General features: G+C 48.7%; 20 protein-coding genes. 13 read left to right on the top strand and 7 right to left on the bottom strand.

What is annotated here, in order from left to right:
* Nucleotides 1–148 precede the first annotated feature (148 nt).
* Nucleotides 149–406, top strand: a complete 258-nt coding sequence (locus E8L90_RS14665; RefSeq protein WP_162309089.1) for a hypothetical protein — start codon at nucleotides 149–151, stop codon at nucleotides 404–406.
* Between the two features lie 74 nt (nucleotides 407–480).
* Here the strand turns inward: E8L90_RS14665 and E8L90_RS14660 are convergent, their stop codons facing one another.
* Nucleotides 481–1308 carry a M55 family metallopeptidase gene (locus E8L90_RS14660; RefSeq protein WP_137030029.1) on the bottom strand — a complete coding sequence of 276 codons (828 nt, stop codon included), beginning with the start codon at nucleotides 1306–1308 and terminating at the stop codon, nucleotides 481–483.
* 163 nt (nucleotides 1309–1471) lie between these two features.
* The gene (locus E8L90_RS14655) at nucleotides 1472–2605 is read right to left on the bottom strand and encodes a glycosyltransferase (RefSeq protein ID WP_137030028.1); all 1134 of its coding nucleotides are present in this window, start codon (nucleotides 2603–2605) and stop codon (nucleotides 1472–1474) included.
* 209 nt (nucleotides 2606–2814) lie between these two features.
* Between E8L90_RS14655 and E8L90_RS14650 the strand changes: the two genes are divergently transcribed.
* Nucleotides 2815–4164, top strand: coding sequence for a glycosyltransferase family 4 protein (locus E8L90_RS14650; RefSeq protein WP_137030027.1), 1350 nt, complete (start codon nucleotides 2815–2817; stop codon nucleotides 4162–4164).
* Between the two features lie 150 nt (nucleotides 4165–4314).
* Here E8L90_RS14650 and E8L90_RS14645 read toward each other — a convergent pair whose 3' ends face one another.
* From E8L90_RS14645 to E8L90_RS14635, 3 genes are read right to left on the bottom strand one after another with little or no spacing between them, the layout of a single operon-like run.
* On the bottom strand, nucleotides 4315–5133 hold the full coding sequence (locus E8L90_RS14645) for a hypothetical protein (protein ID WP_137030026.1): 819 nt from the start codon (nucleotides 5131–5133) through the stop codon (nucleotides 4315–4317).
* Nucleotides 5126–6754, bottom strand: coding sequence for a hypothetical protein (locus E8L90_RS14640; RefSeq protein ID WP_137030025.1), 1629 nt, complete (start codon nucleotides 6752–6754; stop codon nucleotides 5126–5128). Before E8L90_RS14640 ends, E8L90_RS14645 begins: the two co-directional genes overlap by 8 nt.
* A 4-nt stretch (nucleotides 6755–6758) precedes the next feature.
* Nucleotides 6759–8021 carry an O-antigen ligase family protein gene (locus tag E8L90_RS14635; protein ID WP_137030024.1) on the bottom strand — a complete coding sequence of 421 codons (1263 nt, stop codon included), beginning with the start codon at nucleotides 8019–8021 and terminating at the stop codon, nucleotides 6759–6761.
* Between the two features lie 189 nt (nucleotides 8022–8210).
* Here E8L90_RS14635 and murJ point away from each other — a divergent pair, with 189 nt between their 5' ends.
* The gene (gene murJ, locus E8L90_RS14630; RefSeq protein WP_137030023.1) at nucleotides 8211–9737 is read left to right on the top strand and encodes a murein biosynthesis integral membrane protein MurJ; all 1527 of its coding nucleotides are present in this window, start codon (nucleotides 8211–8213) and stop codon (nucleotides 9735–9737) included.
* Here the strand turns inward: murJ and E8L90_RS14625 are convergent.
* Entirely contained in the window at nucleotides 9712–11088 is a 1377-nt protein-coding gene (locus tag E8L90_RS14625) for a phenylacetate--CoA ligase family protein (RefSeq protein WP_137030022.1), read from the bottom strand. The genes murJ and E8L90_RS14625 overlap by 26 nt on opposite strands.
* 204 nt (nucleotides 11089–11292) lie before the next feature.
* Here E8L90_RS14625 and E8L90_RS14620 point away from each other — a divergent pair, with 204 nt between their 5' ends.
* Entirely contained in the window at nucleotides 11293–12945 is a 1653-nt protein-coding gene (locus tag E8L90_RS14620; RefSeq protein ID WP_137030021.1) for a putative polysaccharide biosynthesis protein, read from the top strand.
* Between the two features lie 408 nt (nucleotides 12946–13353).
* Here E8L90_RS14620 and csaB read toward each other — a convergent pair whose 3' ends face one another.
* Nucleotides 13354–14451, bottom strand: a complete 1098-nt coding sequence (gene csaB / locus E8L90_RS14610) for a polysaccharide pyruvyl transferase CsaB (RefSeq protein ID WP_137030020.1) — start codon at nucleotides 14449–14451, stop codon at nucleotides 13354–13356.
* Nucleotides 14452–14881: 430 nt separating this feature from the next.
* Here csaB and E8L90_RS14605 point away from each other — a divergent pair, with 430 nt between their 5' ends.
* From E8L90_RS14605 to E8L90_RS14565, 9 genes are all read left to right on the top strand, one after another.
* The gene (locus tag E8L90_RS14605) at nucleotides 14882–15805 is read left to right on the top strand and encodes a 50S ribosomal protein L11 methyltransferase (RefSeq protein ID WP_137030019.1); all 924 of its coding nucleotides are present in this window, start codon (nucleotides 14882–14884) and stop codon (nucleotides 15803–15805) included.
* Between the two features lie 65 nt (nucleotides 15806–15870).
* On the top strand, nucleotides 15871–17046 hold the full coding sequence (locus E8L90_RS14600; protein ID WP_137030018.1) for an acetyl-CoA C-acetyltransferase: 1176 nt from the start codon (nucleotides 15871–15873) through the stop codon (nucleotides 17044–17046).
* 53 nt (nucleotides 17047–17099) lie between these two features.
* A complete protein-coding gene (locus tag E8L90_RS14595) occupies nucleotides 17100–18089 on the top strand; it encodes an LCP family protein (RefSeq protein ID WP_137030017.1) in 990 nt (329 codons plus the stop codon).
* A gap of 208 nt (nucleotides 18090–18297) precedes the next feature.
* Nucleotides 18298–19998 carry an AMP-binding protein gene (locus E8L90_RS14590; protein WP_167497603.1) on the top strand — a complete coding sequence of 567 codons (1701 nt, stop codon included), beginning with the start codon at nucleotides 18298–18300 and terminating at the stop codon, nucleotides 19996–19998.
* 151 nt (nucleotides 19999–20149) lie between these two features.
* Nucleotides 20150–20740: a TetR/AcrR family transcriptional regulator gene (locus tag E8L90_RS14585; protein ID WP_137030015.1), complete on the top strand. Its 591-nt coding sequence runs from the start codon at nucleotides 20150–20152 to the stop codon at nucleotides 20738–20740.
* Nucleotides 20741–20859: 119 nt separating this feature from the next.
* On the top strand, nucleotides 20860–21633 hold the full coding sequence (locus E8L90_RS14580) for an enoyl-CoA hydratase (protein WP_137030014.1): 774 nt from the start codon (nucleotides 20860–20862) through the stop codon (nucleotides 21631–21633).
* Between the two features lie 52 nt (nucleotides 21634–21685).
* Nucleotides 21686–22453, top strand: coding sequence for an electron transfer flavoprotein subunit beta/FixA family protein (locus tag E8L90_RS14575; protein WP_137030013.1), 768 nt, complete (start codon nucleotides 21686–21688; stop codon nucleotides 22451–22453).
* Nucleotides 22454–22473: 20 nt separating this feature from the next.
* Nucleotides 22474–23433 carry an electron transfer flavoprotein subunit alpha/FixB family protein gene (locus E8L90_RS14570; RefSeq protein ID WP_137030012.1) on the top strand — a complete coding sequence of 320 codons (960 nt, stop codon included), beginning with the start codon at nucleotides 22474–22476 and terminating at the stop codon, nucleotides 23431–23433.
* A 109-nt stretch (nucleotides 23434–23542) separates the two neighbouring features.
* Nucleotides 23543–23830, top strand: a complete 288-nt coding sequence (locus tag E8L90_RS14565) for a hypothetical protein (protein WP_137030011.1) — start codon at nucleotides 23543–23545, stop codon at nucleotides 23828–23830.
* Nucleotides 23831–23948: the final 118 nt, after the last annotated feature.

The raw sequence follows: 23948 nt of genomic DNA, 5'->3' as shown, positions 1-23948 counted from the left end.
TTTTTATTTGGGTTAGAAAACCCATGCCATTCATTCCTCCGTTAAGACTGGACTTTTTTCTCAGTAGCTTTCAGAAATGAAAAAAATGTAAAATGAAGAGAAACAGAAACATTATATTTTACAGATAAACTGTAAGGAGTATCCATCTATGAATTCTAGGTGTTCTCAACTGCCATACACATTCGATGATTTGAGAAATGACGTAATAATGGGACGAGAAATCCATTTTCTCTACGAGGGAAAGGAATATTCCATCAGTCACAGCTCACGTGGAAGTCATTTATGTGAGTTTTATCAGGATGATTACACGTTTTCTACAAGGGAAGAGTTGCTCACAAACGGAACGATTGCTGGAAAAAACGTAAGAGACATCTGGCCTCATGTTGAAGTAACGGCTATCTTTTAGTGCTCCCGTATCATTTCAAGAGCAGTAAAAAAACGGAAGAACTGATATCAGTCTTCCGTTCCCTCCTCACCTGTTTAGAAAAACTCTGCACCCGACGCCAGGTTCAGCATAGCCCGCATCGTTTTGTACATATCCTGCGGATTGGCTGCATTGTAATAAACCATGTTTGTAGCTGTTTCATAGCGCGTGCCGGGGACAATTGCGGCCATCTCGGCTTGTCCTGCATGGGAGAATTCCATCGCCAGCTCTACAGGTACAGCTGTACGGAATGGCTGGATGCTGTTCCGGTTGCGCAAAGCATTGGCCGTCTTGCGCTTCAGTTCAGCGGTCGCTTCTTCACGCGAGAGACAGATAGCAGCTGTGCGGGATACCGCTTCCTTCACGATCGCTGTTTGGATGCCTGGAATCAGTTCCTGTGCTTCTATGGCGATGAGATTATCACCAGACACCATGACAACAGGAACGTTGTGCATGCCCGCAATCGCGGCGTTAAAGCCGAACTCACCCACGACTTGTCCGTTGATATACATATTGTGAACCACCCCGGACATCGTATGACTGAGCACGCCAGGAATCCCTTGGCGGGTATGATAGCCGATAAACATCGCTGCATCATAGCTCTCATCGAGTCCCTGCATCATGGATGAATCGCGGGGAGAACCTGCCAACAGACGTGCTTTCGGATGGAGTTTTTCCCAGAGAATATTGTTCATCGTGTTGTGGCTGTCTGCTACCACAATTTCCGTTACGCCAGACTCAAGTGCAGCTTCAATAACTGCATTGGCATCATCCGTCATAAACTGGCGGCCACGCTGATAGTTAACCCCCGAATCCGGGTTAATATAGCTCGTATCCACAATGCCTGAAATACCTTCCATGTCTACCGAAAGAAATAATTTCATCTCATTTTCACCCTTTCTGTCTAGTGCAGCTTGCTATACAAAATAGTTCCAATTCATATGTAACCAGATTGATCATGAGTAGGCAACCATAAAAACAGATTCTTCAAACAAATCATATAAAAAAAGCACGATGTCCGCTGTTCGCGTTTCAACGTGCTTTTCGTCATTTCAGTAACGTACGATAAAGAGCAACAATTTGTTCGGTCATGAGTTCAATGGTAAAAGTGGACTCTACTTTGTTCAGCGCATTTTGCACCAGGGTCTCACGCAACTGTGGTGAAGTCCAAAACCGTTCCATTGCTTGCGCCAACAAAGCGGGATTTCCCGGTTCAACGATCAGCCCCGTCTCTCCATCGAAAACAAACTCTTTCACACCGCCGACCTTGCTTGCTACGACAGGAACCTCCGAAGCCATTGCCTCGATAATCGTATAGCCTAGCCCTTCGTACAAGGAAGAGTGGACAAAGCCATCTAAGGCATGCAAGCACGCAGGAATATCTTGCCGAAATCCAGCAAACCGAACACGCGATTCCAGCCCCAATTCTTTTGCCTTGGCTTCGAGTGCAGCACGTTCAGAGCCGTCTCCGATCAGCACGAGATAAGGAGCCTCTTTGTTGTCCGCCATAAGCGTATGAAAAGCATCGAGTAGAATCGGGAGACCTTTAACAGGAACAAAGCGAGCTGCTGTCCCGAATAAAAAGGCGTCCTCTGGTATGTTCCATTCCGCACGCAGTCGATTGCGGTCATTCTCACGTAAATGGTTTTGCCGATAAGGCTTCATGTCCATTCCGTTATAAATCACGCTAATGTCAGACGAGCGAACACCCTGCCCCCGCAAAATATCGGCAATCGCACCACTGATCGCGATATAATGACGGTTCCAATGTCTCGTGCTCATTTCCATTATGTTGACAATGGCATAGGCCAAGGAGCTTGAATAATCATAACGGAGTGAGCTGTGAATAGTGGTCAGCAAAGGCACCTTCATACCGCGAGCTGCCAATCGGGAAAAGAAATTGGCTTTAATCCCATGCGTATGGATAATCGCTGGTTGGAATGTGGAAAAGGCATTCCGCAGAGCCTGCAGCAATCGTAAGTCAAAACGTCCGAACTGGTTCAGTGTAATGACTTGGATGCCTGATTCCCGCAATTTACTCGCGAAGAGAGAATCATAGAAGCATACGACTGCGACTTCTACTTCGTCGACTGGAAACGTAGTGACTAAATTGAGAATATGTTGTTCAGCACCGCCAAATTCCCCCCCGCCAATCACGTGGAGGACTCGTAATTTGCTCATCTGAATTCACCCGAATCGTAATTAAAAAACAACCTCTACCGAGATATGTACATGGAGGCACGACCGGATACGCGGTGTGCCGAAAAGGAACGATCATTTATAAACAAAGCCATTTTCACTATAGCAGATGCCTGCTAGATTCGCAATAAGACAGCACTTATGGTATCGTTGATGATGGAAAATTGAAATGGAGAAGGACGGTTACGTAAATGAATACGCACAACGTGTTGATCATATGCTACATATTTCCACCTATTGGGGGAGGCGGCGTACCAAGACCGTTGAAAATGGCCAAATATTTGGGGGAGTTTGGCTGGAATGTCCATGTGCTGACAGTAGATCCTGCTTATCATGCGACGCTCGATCCATCCCTTTTGGCACAGCTGCCAAGTGATGTCACCATTCACCGTGCGAAGGAGTGGCAGCTGCTGCCGAATCGAGGGGGACAAGCTGCATCAGCAAGTGCCAATACAACGTCCACACCATCACAGCCGTCGTTTAAGGCGAAGGTAAAAAAGCAGGTCGTCAATGTGCTGAAAAAAGTAAAACCATACTTGTTGATTCCAGACGACCAAATCCTGTGGATGCCGAATGCGCTCAAGCTGGGGCGTGAAATGATGCGCCGTGAAAAGATCGACGTGATTTTTTCTACATCGGGACCAGTGACGAACCATTTAATTGCAAAAAAGCTTTCCCGTGAGTTTGGCTGCAAATGGGTAGCGGATTTCCGTGACCCGTGGACGCAAAATATGCACACCTCCGGCATCGAATGGCGAGAGCGGATGGAAGAGCGAATGGAAGAGGCGGTGATGTCCCAAGCGGATGCGATCACGACCGTTACAGCGACCTTCGCCTATAAATTTCGCGAGAAGCACCAGGACCGCATCAAGCGGATGGAGCTGATCTACAATGGATTTGATCAGGCTGATTTTCAAGGGTTGGCTCCTAGCCACGCTGCTCCGGACAAATTTCATGCGGTGTACGCAGGTATTTTGTACCAAAAGCGCAACCCGCGCCTACTTCTTCACGCCATCCGGGAACTCATCGATGAAAAAGCAGTAGACCGAAATGATCTTTTGCTCAGTTTTGCCGGGGTGTTCGATTATCCGGGGTATTCCGAAAATCGCGACTGTGTAGAAGCATTGGGGCTGGGGGACATCGTTCGGGTGTTGGGGAACCTGCCGCATAAAGAAGCACTCGGACTGATGAAAGGTGCGAATGCCCTCTTGCTGATCGGGGATGTGTCCGCTGACGCCGGAGCGTATATTCCGGGTAAGCTCTACGAATACATGGGGATTGGAAATCCGATTCTTGCTCTGAACAAAAGAGGCGAAGCGACAGAGATTATTGAAGAGTTCCGTCTCGGACAGGTAGCCGACCCAGAGAAAAAAGACGAGATCAAGCAAGCGTACCTGAAGCTGTATCAGGAGTGGAAAACACAAGGACAAACGGGTAGCGAGGAACGCGGAGCGGATTTTGCAGAGCGTGTGAAACCGTACGAACGCCGTGAACAGGCGAAGCAACTGGCGCAATTGATGGATGAACTGGTAAAAAAATAGTACAGCATCGCCCCGGGGCCAATGAAGGCTGCGGGGGTTTTTTGTGACAGACATACTTCTTCTGCTTCAAAATAAAAGGACCTGACGAGAATCGCCAGGTCCTGATTCGTACCAATTAGGTCTGCTGCCAAGCTAAGGCAGCAGGCTTTTTTAGTACAGCAAATATTTCTCTACTTCTTCCGGTTCTTTGATGTGAATGCCACCAGTATCACCATATTTATACAGGTTGTACTTCACTTGCTGGTCCATCGTTCCGGTCTCAGGCAGGGGCAGAATGATCCACGTCTCGTACTGGTGGATCAGACGATCTTCCTTGCCGAACCAAATCGTTGTTTTGATCGTGGATTCCTTCAAGATGTAATCTAGATCAGGGCGTTCTCCCAATTGTTTTTTCAATGGTTCAAACAGTGGGCTTTGGCTATTTTTCAGCCATTCTGCTCCTGTCATTTTCAATTGGAACGGAACGCTGACCACGCCAATTGCTTTTTCCTCAGGCAATTGGACAGCCTTGTCCATGAAAGGCAGCCAGTCTTCAAAACCTTTCAATACATCGAAAGCAAGCGGCTCATCAGGGGCTGTTACAAACTGGTCCTTGGCTTTGATATAGCGCTTGTCGTTAACTCGATAGTACGAATATGGTTGGGCAGCAATACGGGCATCCACATTGTAGCCTTTCCCGTTGATGACGGCTCCCTCAAACATACTTGTTGTGGTACGAGAGAGAATTGTGTTTTTAACATAACCTTTGTACCAGTAGGTCTGTGCATCTTTTTCCGTCTTGCCTTTTTCTAGGGCTGTTTTCAGCCACTTCGCACCTGACTCGGTTTGGACGGTGGTCGTTTGATCTGGCTTCTGGTCAAAATTGGTGGTAGCAAAAGCTTTCGTTCCTGATTCATACGTGCAGCCACCGAGCAGGGAGGCTGTGCAGATGGCAGCGAGTAATGCCCATGCTTTCGTCACTTTACGCATGGCGAACCCTCCTTACGACTCCGTATCCCAAGAGTCCCACGAATATCGCGATCGTGAGTCCGAATACCGGAATGTTGTGCTGCTTAAACACGAGAATGCGATGCGTATTGAACATGTTGGCCACGATTTCGTTTTCTTTGTCGCCATCGATGTCGCCGATTTGTACATTGATCAGCGGCATGTAAATGCGCCAGTTTTGTTTCAATCCCTCTGGTGTATAGTCATAGCCTGACAAGTAGCGTGTATCGGTGGTGCTTACCCAACTCTTCGCCTTGGCTACGATCTCAGGTTTTTCTTTGTTACCGACTGTAGCAAAGTTGGAGAAGCGGAAGCTCTTGTCGTAGTCACCGCTTGCCCACAAAATTTCCCACGTGCCATCTGGTTTTGGTTTCAAGATGTACGAAGGCTTCCCTGCTACGAGCAGTTCGTCTACCTTGTCGTTGTCGATATCGGCAGGAATGAACTCGCCACTTGCCAACTCAGCTTCTTTACGAGTCAAGCTATAGGCATCGGTTAGTGTGCCATCAGAATCGACGGTCAGTACACTCAGATGTTCACCCATGACAACGAGTCCTTCTCGTCCATCTGGCAGCATCATGGTGGTCAACAGCTTGGTGGATTTGGTCATCCCACCAAAAGCCTTGCCGTCGTAGTTTCCTGTCAGCATACCATCTTTGATGTGTAGATCCGTGTACTTGGAACCCAACGTTTGTCGTACGTCCATACTGCCTTCGTTTTCTGCCAGTTGATTTGCGATGTTTTCCATATCGAGCATGAACGCACGATATGGTGCCGTTCCGATTTGCATCATGCCTTCCGCATATGGTTGGCGTTGTACATTTGGTACCAATTGACCGTCTTTCATTGTGTAATACGGGAAGCCTGGATAATCGGTCGGCAATTTTTCCTTGATGATCTCCATGGTATCTGCCGGAATCTGGTCATTTGGCATCCGCACCATTTGGCCGTCTTTCCAGGTCAGGACGTAGAGAGAAACAGGTTCAGCCTGTAGGTGGCGCAGCTTCTCCGCCATTGCTTTTTTCTCTTCTTCCGTCTCTGGTTTTTCAACTTTTTCAGGCAGTGGAAGCTCCTCGGCATTGCCGTACGTGATGATCTCCATGCTGCCATCGCCATTGACGTCGTACAGTGTGATTGGGAAGTAATCGACCCAATCGCCGTTGTACAGACGGTCAGATTCGTAGTTCACAGTAAAGTGACTGAGTGCAGTCAATGTATCCCGGTTGAACGTGACATTTGCCAAGAGGGCGATCAAAACTAATGAGCCGACTGCACGCCAATTGAGACGCCCGTACCATTTCACAAGCAGGGCAATCACGATGATAGCGATCGCTCCTCCGATCAATAGAGCAGCAGTCGTTTTCACATCGATACGTGTCAGTGCCCGATCTAGGAGCAAGAAGCCGATGGTAAATACAAGCACTTGTCGACGTTCCGACGGATGCACCACGAAGTAGCAAAATGCTAGCAGTGGCAAGAAAATGAGCACAGCAATCCACGTTAAATCAAGGAACGCAGGTTTCACGAGCAATTGATAAATCAGAAACAGGGCAATGGCGTACAGCGCCCAGCTTATCGTTTCGAGAATAGGATTCCGGCGCATGCCCTCACCACCTTTTATTTTGTGTCTGGTCGACGAACAATGCGCAGAGGAAGCCGCCAAACAGCCAGAAATAGAGGGCCATGAACGGCACCTCGAAAATGTTTTCCACGAGGTTATGCGTAGCTACGGCTATTAATCCGCCCAGCAGTCCGAGAATCGCAAAAAAATGCGGCGAGCCTTGGAGGTTGCGGATGAGCCCAGCTCCGTATTTGAACATCGTGATTACGGTTCCGATCAACAGGATGATCCCGATCAGACCGTATTCCGCCAAACTCTTAAAGAAGTAGCTATCTGAATAGATGGTACCGAAATGGCGAGCGGCAACTGCTCCGCCGTGATGACCGAGTCCGACACCGAACAATGGTTCGATACGCATATTGTCGTATGCTTTTCCCCAGCGTCCGATGCGTCCACCTTCACTGCTAGATTGGAAGTATTCAGGTGTAAACAGGGTGAAAATGCGATCTTTTACTTTCCCGACAAGTGGAACAGAATCAGGAACGAAGAACAGGGCTACAATCCCGATAATCCCTGCGATCACCAAGTATCCTGCTACTCGTTTGTTCCAGATGTAGAAGCAAACGAACACGGCTAAGGCAAGAGCGAACCAGGCACCGCGGGACCCGGTTAAGAGCAAAGCAAGCACGGTGGTCATTGCAACAATGGCCCAAATCAATTTTTGCTTGAGAGTAGTAGCTGTCATGAATAGACCAGCAGCAATCGGTGTAACCAACGCCATATAGCTGCCCAATACGTTCGGGCTCGTTACGAAGGAGAATGCACGCGTTGTAACTGCTTCCCCTTCCTGCACCCATGATTCAGGTGTTTTGACGCCCACGATGACTTGCAAGACACCATACAGTGCCGCTACGAAACCAACCAGCACAAGTACCTTCATGAACTTGTCCAGGTCTTCCATCGACTTCAGTAAATAGAAGCCCATGAAAAAGGCGAGGATGTACTGGTAGACAGAGCGGAATCCTTCCACAGTCGCCCCCCAGTTCGCCATGTCTGTCACCATGATGGCAACACCCAGGACGAAAAAGGCTCCCAGCCAATGTTTGATTCCAGGCATCGTTCTGTTTGATTGCAAAAAGGCTACAAACGTAAACAGCATCAGAACGATGAGCAGTGCTTCATCCCACAAAGAAGATATGACTGGAATCGGTAGAATCTGTCGCAAGACGTAATCAATTACGGGATAGGCCAACAGCAAATACAACCATGTAGTTGATTGGCTTCCCCACTTCAACACGGTTTCTCTCATTTTTATTGTAGTCCTCCTACAGGTAGGGATTAACCTACCTATTATAATGAATCTGGCAACCCGGTAGCAAGCCGGGGGGAAAGAGGTTGGTAGGAACGGTAGAAATAAGATATGATAACTAGGTAGTTTGAGGGGTTAGAACCAACCCTGGAACGTAGGGTTTCAAATAGGGATAGGAGAAAAGTGGACATGAGTTTGTTAAAAATTGCTTCCATGATTGTTGTGCTGACTCTCGTTGGAAGGCTTCTGGGCTTTTTTCGCAGTGTGTATGTATCCAACTTGTACGGTACTGGTATGGAGGCAGATGCGTTTAATATCGCGGCAACGATCCCGCTGACGCTGTTCTTGGTCATACCGGGAGCGGTCAATGCTGTACTGATTCCGACAATGCGCGGCATGATGGAAAAAGGGGAGCGGACGACTGACCTCTATCAGAAGATGCTCACGATCATTTTAGGTATATTCGTTGCTCTGTCTGTCATAGGCGTGGTCTTTTCATACGAGCTTGCTGCGATGTTTGGACTGACAGGTGAGAAGCTGGAACTCACGGCAAGCATGCTGCAATGGATGTGGCCATCAGCTATTTTCATCGGATTAACAGGGCTGTGGTCGAGTATTTGCAATGCTCACCAACATTTCTTTACACCGACGCTTGGCACGGTATTCAATGGAGCTTTGGTGATTGTCAGCATGTATGTGCTCGTTCCGATGTATGGACCCATTGGTTTGGCGATGGCTACGACAATCGGTTACTTGGCTGCACTGTTGCCGATTCTCCCGACCTTGCGCGGATTCGGCTACCAGCAGCGCTTCTCTTTCGCTTGGCGTGAGGACGCTGCTCTCAAAGGCATGGGCGAGCGCGTCATTCCGATTTTAATTGGTGCGGTTGTTGCTCAGGCGACTACCTTTTTGGAGCGAGGCTTCGCAGAAGGACTCGGAACTGGCGTCGTTTCCGCTCTCGCCAATGCGAACCAGATCATGCAATTGCCACTGGCTATTTTTGTCGGGGCGTTTACGTTGCCGTTATTCCCACTGTTGGCTAGTCATGTCAAGCGGGGGGAAATGACGGAGATGAAGCAAATCCTGCAAAAGGGACTTGCCTATCTCCTCATTTTGCTGTTGCCGGTGACGGTTGGACTTGCGCTATACGCAGAGCCTATTATCCGACTAGCTTTTGAGCGCGGTGCGTTCGATGAGCATTCTGTCGCTTTGACAGCGTGGGCACTGCCGTTTTACGGCGTGGGACTTTTCTTTTTAGCGTCGAGAGACTTGCTGACCCGCGCCTTTTATGCACTGGAAAACACGAAGACACCCGTTATGATCGGGGCGATTGGGATTGGTGTGTATGCCCTTGCCAACTGGTTGCTCATTCCACTGCTTGGTCATGGCGGAATTGCTCTCGCTAATGCGGTTTCGGCTATTAGTCAAGCGCTCCTTCTGTTTATTTTGCTATGGAGGGCAGTAGGCAGTCCTGTACGAGCGAATTTTCTCATGACTACGGGGAAAACCATTCTGGGCTGCGCAGTCATGGCCGGTGCTATTTTGTTCGTTGATCCATGGTTATCCGTATTGCCTGTCTGGTTATACTTGCCTCTGGGAATTATCGGTGCTGCTCTTTTATATCTCGTGGTGCTCATTTTGGTTCGCGAGCCACTTGTGTCGGAGTTGCTGCAAAAAGTACGCAAGCGGTCTACTCCAACGGGTGGGCGCTCGTAAGCGGGAATTCCCTGATTGCATAGCGAGTCTTACCCGAGCTTGCGGGGGGGATGGTCTCCACATAAGAAACGTGGATACTCACTTGACCTAATGCTGCGCGAATTCCTGCCAAAAGCTTGGCTTCATCGGAAGGCAAAAATCGTTCGGGCTCCTTCACCAGTCTCAGGCTCAGTCGCTCCGGCTCATGCTGGACGATCTGGAAGGTGCGGAAGCTATCCATATTGCGGACGATGTGATTAAAATAATGTCCGTGCACATACTTTCCATTTCGTGATAGGAACATGTCGTCTTCTCTGCCGTCGATCGAAGCAAGAAGGGGAAAAGCGAGATTGCATGAGCAGGCTGAATCTGAAAGCGCGACAACATCTCCTAATTGGTAGCGCAGGCGAGGCATGACGGTATTGTGCAGGTCTGTAACAAGCAGTGCTCCTGGGTGCCCTTTGAAGACGGGAATGTGCGTGATTGGATCGACTACCTCCAAATAACAGTTCCCGGAAAAGGCATGCATGCTCCCAGCCTTGCATTGATAGGCGATCATTCCGCCGTCACGGGCGCCGTATTCATTCACAACAGGCGCATCAAAAGCCTGGGCAATCGTTTGCCGCTGGTGTTCGTGCAGGCTTTCTGCTGTAGAGACCACAGCTTTGAGCGGGATACCGAGTGTCATGCCGCGTCGTACCATCATCATGGCGAGGGTATGCAGCGCGGAGGCGTACCCGTATAAATAGGCTGGGCGGAATTCCCGGATCAGGCGCAGGTTTGCTTCCAAATGTCTTTCATCCAGTTCATAGGCAGATATCATCATGCGGTTCTTTAACCAGCGTTCCTTCCAGCGGTAGCGGCGAGCTTGCTGGGCGTTTAATTCGAGTGGAGAGCCCCAAATCATTACACATGGGTCACCAATGCGAATGCCGTACCAGGATAGCCCAAACCACCGTGCAGCTTCATATCGCTCGACAGTTGGACGATCAAGGTAAAAATGAGTGGGTTCACCCGTGGAGCCTCCCGTTCGATTTCCAATGAGCCTGCTTGTTTGTCGGCCCTGGCTCAAATATTGATCAGCGTTTTGCCGAAAGTGTGTTTTGGTCAGAACAGGGATCCGCTGCAAAAAACGTTCAGGCATCTCGCGCATTTTACTCCAATCTGGGGCGAAGGCAGTATAAGCTGGTACATTTTGTATCGCATGATCGAGTAGTTTCACTAGCTTTTCTCGCTGCTGCACGGTAAGCGTTTCGGCAGATAGACGCTGTGTTGCTTGTAATTCTTTCATGTAAGGACGGATGCGATTTCCTTTCAAAGCCTCCATTAACGGCCACTGTAAATGACGGATCAAAAATCCGGTTGTGGGCATAATATCTCCTCCTACTCATAGATCACACAGGCAGATGATTAAAAAAAATCAAAGGAATCTGTTTTTCACCAGTATTCCTGCGAAATTCCATCGATATACCTGTTTGCTGGAAGAGGGAAATGATAGTAGGATAGAGAGTGGGTTCATGTCGATTGGTGCTGTCCCACGGGTATCCAGTCAAAGAGACGAATAAAGGAGTTACCCATGTTGAAAAAAAGTCACTTTCTCGCAGGAGCGTTGATCTTAGCTATAGCGGGGATTTTGTCAAAAGTTATCGGGATGTTTTATCGGATTCCGCTTCAGGAGATAGTGGGCGACAGAGGTCTCGGACTCTATCAGGAAGTATATCCTCTCTACCTGACCTTTCTCATATTGGCGACAGCAGGTGTGCCAGTAGCATTGTCGAGAGTGATTGCTGAGGCGTTGGCTGAAGGAAAACAAGGCTCTATTGGACAGATTTTGGCCCGTAGCATGGTCATGATGGGCGCCATCGGACTTGTCTTGTTTGGGCTCCTGTACATCAGCTCTCCACTCATCGCAAAGCTCATGGGGAATCCGCATTTGATTGAGCCGATCCGAGCGATTTCCATGTCGCTGCTGTTCGTTCCCTTGATTGCGGTTATTCGCGGCTTTTTCTACGGCCATCAAAAAATGTTATTTGTCGGGCTCTCGCAAATTGTGGAGCAGACCTTGCGTGTCGTTTTTATTTTGGTAGCTTCCCTGTATCTTGTGTCACTCGGTGAAGATACGGATACCGTGATTACTGGAGTCAATTTCGGTACGATGATCAGTACGTTTTTAAGTCTCGGGTTTCTAGCATTGCTCATGTGGCTCCACAACCGGAAAAATTCCGTATTTAGTGGGGCTGAGTGGGGGCGCCTTACTTGGTGGTATGATCGTGCCTTCTTCGCCTCGATGTGGCGAATTGCTTGGCCGATTTGTATCAGCGCCTTAGTTATCCCGATTTTCAGCCTGACGGATTCCTTTCTGGCGATCAACATCTTCCGCTACATATGGAATGTGGACGGCTTGACGGCGGATACCTGGTTTGGTATTTATAGCAGGGGAGGACCACTTCTGCAAATGGCGAGCTTGTTCGGATCGTCGATTGCCCTCTCGATCGTCCCTGCCATTGCCGAAGCGATCAGACAAAAGGATCAAGAACGGATTACGACCTTGACCAAGCTATCCCTGCGCTTTGCTTGGCTAATCGGTCTACCTGCAGGTCTGGGACTGACAGCTGTAGCGGAAGGGGCGAATCTGGCGTTGTATGGTGATATGGAAGGCACACGTGCCATGGCGATTTTAGGCATCACAGCGATTCCGCTTTCCTTGTTGCTTGCTACAAACGGTATCCTGCAAGGGATTGGCAAAGAAAAAATCCCTGCGCGTCATCTGTTGTACGGTGTTATTGTGAAGGTACTGGCGACACTCGTGTTTACCTCGATGTTCGGTATGGACGGCTTGTCCCTGTCTTGGCTCGTTGCTACTGCATTTGTATGCGTACTGAATATGCGAGTCATCAACCGTTACGTATCGATTCCGATTAACTGGCGCTTTGATACCGTTTATCCGTTACTGGTGGCTAACCTCATGCTGATTCTGGCTTGGGGAGCGACAGAAGCAGTTGATTTCCTGTTCAGGGGAAGAGAGCCAGTGCGCATGTTGGGAGCGATAGAGACCGTCGCTGGAGTCGGTGTAGGACTCATCATCTACCTGGGACTGCTCATTCTCATTCCACTCATTGAAGACAAGGAGTTGGACTGGCTGCCAGGCGGAAACAAGCTGCGCTCCTTTATCCAATTCATTCGGAGGAAGCAGGCTTCCTCGTTAAAGTCCAATACGAATAACGATTAACCAAACCGAAAAACCCCTTTCTCCACAAACGGAGGAAGGGGTTTTGTGTGATCTTTCCTATTTCGCCAAATCCTGCAACTGATTGTGCAACGGAATCTCTCGCTGGTAAACCGCAGGCTGCACCACGCTTTGTTGAATTTTTCGAAGCTGCTTGATCGTCATGCGATTGATGTACGAGAGACGTCAATCAAGGCTTGCTCCAAGAAGAGAGCATTGCTCCAGCGTCTTTTCCGGTTCGCCTACGAACCCCATCGCGTCATCACAGCAGGTTTTTCCCCGACCGTCACAGCCGATGTCCAAAACGGTTCTCATTTCCCGGTTGGTTGCCAGGTTGAATGGGTGAACGGGGAGAGGAAACAAGTAACACTTGTGAAGAAAAGGATTGATGTCCTCTTTTTCACGTCAGCCTTATTTACGCAGCCCCTGCAGAACAAGTTCACTGCTTTTGGATGCTTCAATCGCTAACAGATGGGAATGCTTCGTTACCACATCAATTTCGTGATCGAGGTTGTCCAGTTTTTCAGCGAGCAAAGTCAAAAGTGTCGTTTCATCGAGTTCAGTAATGTGACCTGCATTGGGCATTCCAGCGCGTTCGACGAATCGATCGATTTTCGGATCGTAGGAGATGCCGATAAAAGGGATTCGCAGCATGCACGCAAGAATGAGCGAGTGAAGCCGCATTCCAACGACGTAGTTGCATTGCTTCAGTACCGACATAATATCATGAAAAGTTACAGGTGCATCGAGAAGACGTGCTCCCGGTTGGCTCATCTGGTCCATGATTTCCTGGGAAGGTGCCAAATCACTAGGGACATGCATCGGCAGGAAGAGAACATTCCATCCGCGCATGATAAACCAATCTGCTGCTCGGGCTATCTTTTGTTTGAATGACTGTTCCTGCTTCCAGTCTCGGACAGAGATGGCGACCAAAGGCTTGGAAGGATCATCAAACATACCATGGAGCAGCTCATTTCCCCGTTGATCGGCAATATCGTCTGGGGATATCGTCAGAGCAGGGTCAGCTGTAATATAAATAGGGGCTTTTTTTACGCCGCAGGCTTTGAAATCCTCCCCTGATTCGTAGTCGCGAACCGTGATGATGTTGACGTGATTCACCACGCGTTTAATCATCGTGCGACTGAGCGATTTGAGGATGGGTCCAAACCCTTGTGCGTAAAAGACCACGGGTTTACCTAAAAGCTTGGCAATGGTGACGATGCCCAAATAGTAGAGGACACTGCGTGGACTGGTTACATCCTGCATCAGTGTACCGCCGCCCATCACCAGCATGTCACTTTGCGAAAGCTCGCGGACGATGGTTCCAAAGCTCCAGCGGTTATAGGCTTCAATCCCGAACAATTCCGCAGTCCGATCAGGTTGATTGGACAAGACGGCGAGAGAGATATTTGGTTGTTCCCGCTTAAGAGAGCTGATGATGCCGTACAGGACCACATCGTCTCCGGCATTATTAAAGCCGTAGTACCCGGAGATGAGAATTCGCGACATGGAGTGAACCTTCTTTCTATATCAAACGTACAGGAAAAATACATTCTCAAGTATAATCGAGTAAACAAGGGGAAGTAAAGCAACCACAGTAGAAAACTTCACGCCCCAATTGTTTGGACAGATACAGTGGGTGCAGCACGGTTCGTAGGGTATAATGATGTTGTTCCGACTTACGAGAACATATAGAGGAAACCCATACCGAACATGCCAATGCCAAGAACGATGAGGGCAATCATGACGATGAAAAGTCCCTTGTTTTTGCGGCGACGGTAAAAAAATTCGTCAAACATGGTAAGCCTCCCTGCGGTTGTGATAGTCCATTCTATTATCATACCATGTTCTCTATCATCCTTGCCATCCACATATGAGGGAAAAGATGTCCGCAAGAATAGGGGCGAATGACAGCAAAAGGGAAGGAGCATTTTTCATCATGGAAAACATGTGGCTCAAATACACATTATTAGTGGAACCAGAAATTGAGGATTTGTTTGTGGCAGAGGTTTTGACCAGCTCCTACACGCTTGGCTGGATCGAACCGCAAATTGAAGTCCTGACAACGGAAAACGGATATGATTACGCAGAAAATACGGAAGGTCCACTTGTTGGTTATTTGTTTGAACCCCAGCACGATCGCGAAGAGGAGCATGTATCCCGCCTGAAGGCCTACATTCGACGCTGGAATGGACAAGTCACCCTAAAAGAAGTAGAACTCGTAGCTGAGGAAAATGAATCGTGGAAAGAGGAGTTCCGGGAAGTCAAGATAGGCGACTGGTGGGTGGCACCAACGTGGACGGACCCCGCCGCGTTGGAGTCGGCTCGGCACATTCTATGGATCGATCCAGGTGCAGCCTTCGGAACCGGCTATCATGGAACGACACAGGACGTTCTTTTGTTTTTGCAAGAAATGGATCTGGAGGGTAAGCAAGTCATTGATGTAGGAGCTGGCTCAGGAATTCTCTCTTTGTACTGCGCCTTGAATGGAGCGAAGCATCCCGTATGGGCAGTGGACATTAATCCACAAAGCGAGTATCAGGTTCTTGTCAATGCAACCAATAACCATCTTCCTAACCACGCTGTACAAGTTGTCATTGGCGATGCGAGCGAGGACGCAGTGAAGTCCCAATTGCCTGGCCAGGCTGATGTCATTCTTGTCAACATCGGGGGCGATGAAAATGTCGCGATGCTTCCGATGATTACGGAGCAAATGACACCTGGAGGAACGTTGATTCTCTCGGGAATTGTCGAATGGAATCGAGAAGCTGTCATCGCTACATTTGAACAGGCAGGCTTCCAAGTAGAAAAAGAAAGTCAACAAGACGAATGGGTCACCGTTGTATTGAAAAACATCGCTTAGAACCGCCATGTAACTTCCGTGTGAGACAATAAAGAAAATAGGGTACTCAATGGAGGGGAAAACAAATGGAGCAGGTTGTCATTGCTGCTGCTGGACGTACGCCAATCGGTACGTTTGGTGGCGTCTTGAAAGATGTAAGCGCTCGCAAGTTAGCAGAAACCGTCATTCGTGGTGTCATGGCTCGATCTGGCCTGGAAGCTTCTCAAATTGATGAAGTCATTTTAGGGAATTGCATTCAGCGTACAGACGAGCCAAACATAGCGCGAGTGGCAGCATTGGATGCAGGGTTGGGGAAAGAAGTGACGGGCTTCACGATTCAACGTCAATGTGCTTCCGGTATGCAAGCGATTGTGAGCGGCGCTTCTCAAATCCTTTTAGGCGACAGTGAAATCGTCTTGGCAGGCGGCGTAGAGAGCATGAGCAATGCCCCGTATGTCCTGAAAAATGCGCGCTGGGGCAAACGATTGACACATGGGGAAATGACGGATGCGATGTGGGAGTTGTTAACAGATCCCCACCATCAAATCCTAATGGGCGAAACGGCAGAACGTCTGGTCGATCGTTATGGGATCACACGTGAGGAGTCGGATGAAATTGCCTTGCGCAGTCAGCAGAATGCGATCCGTGCCATAGACACCGGTTTGTTTGCCGAGGAAATCATCGGGGTCCCTATTAAAAAACGCACAGAAGAAATCATGGTTACGGAAGACGAATTCCCTCGCAGGGGAGTGACCCTGGAAAGTCTCGCGAAACTAAGACCGAGTTTTCGTGACAATGGTACAGTGACCCCAGGCAATGCCTCCGGGCTCAACGATGGAGCGTCTGCAGCCGCTTTGATGACAGAAGGAAAAGCGAGAGAGCTCGGGATCGAACCACTCGGCAAAATTGTCTCGTGGGCGGTAGCGGGGGTAGAACCCGATTTGATGGGGTATGGACCCGTTCCAGCAGTGAAGCGGGCATTGGCAAAAGCTGGACTGACGATCGCGGATATTGAACTGATCGAAGTAAACGAAGCATTCGCCGCGCAATACCTCGCCGTGGAAAAACTGCTGGAGCTGCCGCGGGAAATAACGAATGTGAACGGAAGCGGCATCGCGCTGGGTCACCCTGTCGGTTCTACTGGCTGCCGAATAGTCATAACCTTGTTGCACGAAATGAAGCGGCGACAGCTGAAACGAGGCTTGGCTGCCCTTTGTGTAGGCGGTGGGATGGGTATGGCGATGGTTGTCGAACGCACATAGGTTTAAACGAAGTCTCCCCTGTTAAAAATGGAAGCAAAGGGGGAGGCTTTGTCATGTTTATATGGACATTTTTCAAGCGACATGGAAAACAGATTGCGTTTCATACCTTTTCCTGTTTGGCGATCGGGGCGTTGCTGGTGGTTGCCTACAGTGCCTATCAATACAAGCAAATGACAAATCAGTGGTATGCTCCGATTGATGGAGCCAAAGGGAGCGCAAAACAGGCAGCTGCATCCCTTCCTCCTCGTGATCTTTTGACAGGAACAGAACCATTGAAGCCGTTCGTCGCTCTGCTTCTTGGTGTGGATAGTCGAGACGGGGAAAGTGCTCGTTCAGATACAATGATGCTTGCGGCGATTCATCCCGGGAAGCAATCCGTCTACCTTTTGGCGATTCCGCGTGACAGCTACATGGAGCTGTCGGGAAAAGGATACGATAAAGTGAACCATGCGATGGCTTTTGGTGGTCCGCAGATGGTAAAAGAATCGCTGGAAAAATTTTTGCAAATAAAAATTGATCGGTATATCTCTGTAGATTTCGATGGCTTCCGTCAAATTGTAGACGAGCTGGGCGGTGTCACTGTCGATGTGAAGAAACGTATGAAGTACAGCGATCCGAGCGACGACACATATATTGACATTCAGCCAGGGCTACAGACTTTATCGGGTGAACAGGCATTGGATTACGCCCGCTACCGCAAAAGTGATCTAGGCAAGGAAGACAGTGATTACATGCGGATTGGCCGACAGCAGGAGATTCTCAAAGCGTTGGCTTCTAAAGGCACCTCGCTTCAAGTGTATACCAAGGCATTTTCACTCATGGAAATACTGGGTCAGCATGTGAAAACGGACCTCACTGAGCAGGAAATCGCCTCTCTGTTATTGTCTTATGGCGATGGCACCCCGAACTCCATTCAAGCTGATACACTGGTCGGGCAGGATGAGCGTATTTGGCATAATGGAATCGTGGGCTGGTATCATCTCGTCCCCACAGCTGAACGAGAAAGAGCACGCCAGCAAATTAATAAGGAAGTAGCACCGTAAGACGCGAAAGAGCATAAGGGCAAAGGATACGAGCTTCATCATGGGCTGTGTCCTTTTTTTTGTCGAATAGACTTGTTCCAAAAAAAGGAAAATATATGATTTTAATTGGAAAATTGAATATGTTTCGAATACAATAGTCATTAGGAAGAGATTATGAATGTAGATCATAGGGAGAGGCAAGGCCATTTAAGGGATGGAGGGAATGACCATGTCAAATGCCAAGCCTTGGATTGCCAATTACCCGCCCGAAACTGCGCCGTCATTGGATTACCCCCGTGTTCCTTTGACGCAATTTCTGGAGCAGTCTGCAGCTATGTATCCAGACAGTAACGCGATCTATTTCATGGGAAAAAGCATTACGTATCGAGAGCTTTTGCAGTTGTCATACCAATTTGCCAATGCATTGATCAAGCGCGGTGTAAAGAAAGGAGACCGCGTGGCGATTATGCTGCCGAATACTCCTCAAGCCGTCATCAGCTACTACGGTGCGCTTTTTGCAGGTGCCATCGTGGTCATGACCAACCCACTATATACCGAGCGAGAATTGATTCACCAAATGAACGATTCAGGCGCTGAGACCATCATCACACTGGATTTGTTGTACAAACGTGTTACCCAAGTCCGTGCATCTACCTCACTTCAACGAATCATCATCACAAGCATTGGTGATTTCCTTCCCTTATTGAAAAAATGGCTCTATCCGTTCGTTCAGAAGAAACAAGGACAAAATCCGCAGGTTACATACAGCGCAGATATTGAGCCTTTTCTTTCCGTATTAAAAGAAAGCGCTACCAAGCCTGTGGAAGTACCAGTCGATCCGACCCAGGACATCGCGCTCCTCCAATATACAGGAGGGACAACAGGTGTTGCCAAAGGCGTCATGCTGACGCACGCCAATCTCATTGCGAATGCAGTCCAGTGCCAAGCGGTCCTTTACAAGCTGAAAATGGGAAAGGAACGGATTTTGTGTGTGCTCCCGCTGTTCCACGTGTATGGAATGACTACCGTGATGAACAAAGGCATTTGTATCGCAGCAGAAATTATTCTCGTTCCTAAATTCGACGTGAAGCAAATATTTGAAATGATCGACAAGTGCAAGCCTACTCTTTTCCCAGGGGCACCCACCATGTATATCGGTCTCATCAACCACCCGGACTTGAAGAAGCATGATCTTTCTTCCATCGACGCATGCGTCAGTGGATCAGCTCCGTTGCCGATCGAAGTGAAGCTCAAATTTGAGGAGCTGACCGGCGGCAAGCTGGTCGAGGGTTATGGGATGACAGAAGCCTCTCCGGTAACCCATTCCAATCCTATTTGGGAAAAGGGCATTACGGGAAGCATCGGAATGCCGTGGCCAGACACGGATTGCCGAATTGTGGATACGGCTACAGGAGAAGAGATGCCCCAAGGAGAGGTCGGGGAGTTGGCCGTAAAAGGACCCCAAGTCATGCTCGGCTATTGGAATCGCCCAGAGGAAACCGCTGCCGTATTAAGGGATGGCTGGTTTTTGACGGGAGATATGGGCTATATGGACGAAAACGGCTATTTCTATATCGTCGATCGCAAAAAAGACATGATTATAGCCGGTGGCTTCAATATTTATCCGCGCGAAGTAGAAGAAGTGCTGTTTGAGCATCCCGCCATCCAGGAGGCAGCAGTCATCGGAGTCCCAGACCCGTACCGGGGTGAAACCGTCAAAGCATTCGTCGTTTTCAAGGATGGACAGCTCGCGAGTGAAGACGATCTGGAATCGCATTGCAGACAGAGACTCGCCGCCTATAAAATTCCAAGACAATACGAGATTCGTACAGATTTGCCCAAAACCATGGTCGGAAAGGTATTGCGTCGCCAATTACAAGAAGAAGACAAGAAGAAAAGGGAAGCCAAGGAAGAAATCAAAACGAGCTAGTAGCGGATGTTTTGAGGCTTGCGATCCCAGGTGGAAAGCGGCCTTTTTTGCTGACCTCTTGCGATTGACAGAGGAGTGGCCCTGTATTACACTAATTATGAATGAGTGATCATTCATTTAGTCATCAATGTTAGTAAACATGGAGGTAGTTATGGCAAAGAAAACGGGGGAAAAGTATCAAGCCATTATTGATGCTGCTGTTCGAGTAATCGCCAGACAGGGTTATTACAGTGCCCAGGTATCGAAAATTGCGAAAGAGGCGAAGGTAGCAGACGGCACCATATACCTCTATTTTGAAAACAAGGATGATATTTTGATTTCACTGTTTAACGAAAAGATGGGCCAGTTTGTGGAGACCAACCGCAAACGCATTTCGGAAGCGACGACCATTGAGCAAAAGCTGTATGTACTCATTCATGCACACTTGAGCCAGCTATCCATGGATCAGGATCTGGCAAAAGTAACGCAAATCGAGCTACGCCAATCCAGTCCGATCATTAGTGAGGGAATCGGCAACGTGATGAAGCAGTATTTTCACCTCATTGACGAAGTGATCGTAGAGGGTATGGAACAGGGTGTATTCCGATCCGATCTTGAGGTACGGATTACGCGCAAAATGATTTTTGGAACGCTGGACGAAGTGACGACATCTTGGGTGATGAAACAGTGCAAGTACGACCTTGTCTCTTATGTTGATTCCATTCATAACCTCTTCCTGCTTGGTATGAAGGGAAAAGAATGAAAAGAAAAGCTTTTTTTGCATGAAAACGTTTGTTACAATGGAAACAGCAAGACTGAGCGATCGCTCGGATTGGAAAAGTAGCTGTTTTTTATATATGGGGAGAGTTTGGGGGGAGAGGAATGGCGTCGCATTGGAATGTAGAAATCGTTGATCGTGTTGCTACGGTTACGATTAGCAACCCGCCTGCTAATGCACTCAGTCAAGCAGTGCTCGGTCAATTGAGTGAACTTTTGGACCAGTGGGAAAATAACGATGAGATCAAAGCAATCGTTTTGACTGGCGAAGGTCGGTTTTTTATTGCGGGAGCGGACATCAAAGAATTTACCCAACTGAATCGGGATAATGCAGAAGAAATGGCGAGGAAGGGTCAAGCATTGTTTAATCGCTTGGAAACGTTCCCGAAGCCAATTATTGCAGCAATTAACGGAGCTTGCCTAGGCGGAGGATTGGAGCTTGCGTTAGCATGCCATATCCGCTTGGCAGCACCTGAAGCCAAGCTCGGGTTGCCTGAGTTGAATCTCGGACTCATTCCTGGCTACGGTGGTACGCAACGTCTACCGCGTCTGGTTGGCCGTGGCAAAGCGACACAAATGATTCTCACCTCTGAGATGATCGGTGGCGAGGAAGCTTTGCGTATCGGTCTTGTGGAAGCGGTTTATCCTGTAGAGCAGTTGCTTGCAGAAGCGCAAAAGCTGGCGACAGTTTTCGCAAGTAAGAGCGCGATTACCATGAAGTTTGCCCTAGCATCCATCCATAACACAACGGAGCTTTCGTTGTCACAAGGCTTGGAGCAAGAAGCAAAGCTCTTTGGCGATGCTTTCGCGACGGAGGACGTAAAAGAAGGCGTGACTGCATTTCTCGAAAAGCGCAAGCCGCAATTCGCAGATCGGTAGTTAAGCATATAGCTTCACAAGTATGAGGTACCACTAAGGAGGAGGCATCCTGATGAATATCGTGGTTGTGTTGAAACAGACGTTTGACACAGAAGAAAAAATCGTCATCCAAAACGGACAAATTTCTGAAGATGGCGTTGAATTCATCATTAATCCCTACGATGAGTACGCTGTAGAAGAGGCAATCAAGCTCAAGGAAGAGCACGGCGGCGAAGTAACCGTGATCAGCATCGGCCCAGACCGTGCTGAAAGTGCACTGCGCACTGCTTTGGCAATGGGCGCGGACAAGGCTGTTCTGGTAGATGATGAGTCTCTGTTCGGAGACGAATTCACGGTCGCCAAAGTATTGGCGGCAGTAGCGAAAAAGGTTGGCTTCGATATCATCATTGGTGGACAAATGGCTGTAGACTCCGGGGCTGGCCAAGGCGGTCCTCGTCTGGCAGAAGAACTGGGAATTAACCATGTATCGACTGCTGTGAAGCTAGAGGTGGACGGGACGAACGTACGCGTAGAGCGCGATGTAGAAGGAGACCTGGAAGTCGTGGAGACGAGCCTTCCTGTTTTGATTACGGCTCAGCAAGGACTAAACGAGCCGCGCTATCCTTCTCTCCCAGGTATCATGAAAGCGAAGAAAAAACCTTTGGATAGACTCGGCGCAGATGATTTGGGAATTACAGCCGATGAGGCAAAAGCAAAGACAGAAATCGTCGATCAGACATTGCCTCCGAAAAAACAGGCGGGCCGCATTCTCTCTGGCGAATTGGCAGCTCAAACGTCGGAATTGGTGCAACTGTTGCGCAATGAAGCGAAAGTGATCTAAGCGAGAGGGAGAGGATATCCATGAAAAAAGTACTTGTATTGGCAGAAGTACGTGACGGACAACTTCGCAACGTGTCGCTGGAAGCATTGACTGCAGCACAAGCATTGGCTGAGGGCGGCGAAATTGTAGCAGGTGTATTCGGAGTAGATGCAGCAACGCATGCAGTGACATTGGGTCAGCATGGTGCGAGCACGGTGTATACGGCTAATCATACAGCGCTGGCACAGTACACGCCAGATGCGTATGTGCAGGCACTCACGCAGTTGATTGAGCTAGCTTCTCCAGATGCAGTTGTTTTGGGTCACACCGCGATCGGTCGTGACATCGCACCTCGCGTAGCAGCGCGACTCGGTTACGGTCTGGTTTCGGACGTAACAAGTGTAGAAGCGGGCCCAGTATTTGTTCGCCCGATCTATGCAGGAAAAGCAACGCAAACACGCAAATTCGTTGATGGAACAACATTTATTACGATTCGTCCAAACAACATTGCCATCAGCGCTGCTGACTCTTCGAAAACGGCAGTGGTGGTACCCGTTGAATTGGAAATCAAGGATTTGCGCACGATTGTAAAAGAAGTTGTAAGAAAAACAAGCGGCAAAGTAGACCTTTCCGAAGCAAAAGTCGTGATTTCCGGTGGACGCGGCGTGAAGAGTGCAGAAGGCTTCCAGCCGTTGAACGATCTGGCGGAAGTACTTGGTGCAGCTGTTGGTGCATCTCGTGGCGCTTGTGACGCAGACTATTGCGATTACTCCATGCAGATCGGACAGACAGGTAAGGTTGTTACACCTGATCTGTACATCGCATGCGGGATTTCGGGAGCGATTCAGCACTTGGCTGGTATGTCCAGCTCGAAAGTCATTGTTGCCATCAACAAAGATCCGGAAGCGCCAATCTTCCAAGTGGCTGATTATGGTATCGTAGGTGACCTGTTCGAAGTGCTGCCATTGCTGACGGCTGAGTTTAAAAAAGTGTTGGTTTAATATAAAGATGATGACTAGGCGCTCCTTTTGGGGGCGCTTTTTTTGTCCGCAAGGCTTACTTTATGCTTTCCTTGCTTGGTATAATAGGCAGTAAGGAGAGGTGATCGGGATGAGCGAACAGCTTTTGCAACAACTGATACACATGGTGGCGGAGAATAACCGGCTGGTTAAAGAAACGCAGGAGGAGCTACGCGAATTTAAGACAGAGATGTATGATTTTCGTGAGGAGATGTACGCGTTTCGCGATGAAATGTACGAATTCCGCGATGACGCTACGCGCCGATTGGATAGACTGGAACGCCAAAATAAACATATCGATGCAGACCTTGATCTGCTGCATCGGAAAGTTAGTGACCACGAAAGGGAGATTAACCGGCTCAAACAAGTCGGGCAATAAGGTGCAGACATACTGGACAAACTAAAGTGAGAAGTGCAGGGCAAAGTGTGGAGCGGCGTAGTCAATTTGGTGTTTGAATGATATACTGATTACCGTTAGGAACCTTTATTTAGCAATT

The organism is Brevibacillus antibioticus (assembly GCF_005217615.1).
In the GTDB taxonomy this organism is placed as follows: domain Bacteria; phylum Bacillota; class Bacilli; order Brevibacillales; family Brevibacillaceae; genus Brevibacillus; species Brevibacillus antibioticus.
The sequence above is the reverse complement of the archived record's forward strand: the minus strand, read 5'-3'. Positions and strand labels throughout refer to the sequence as shown.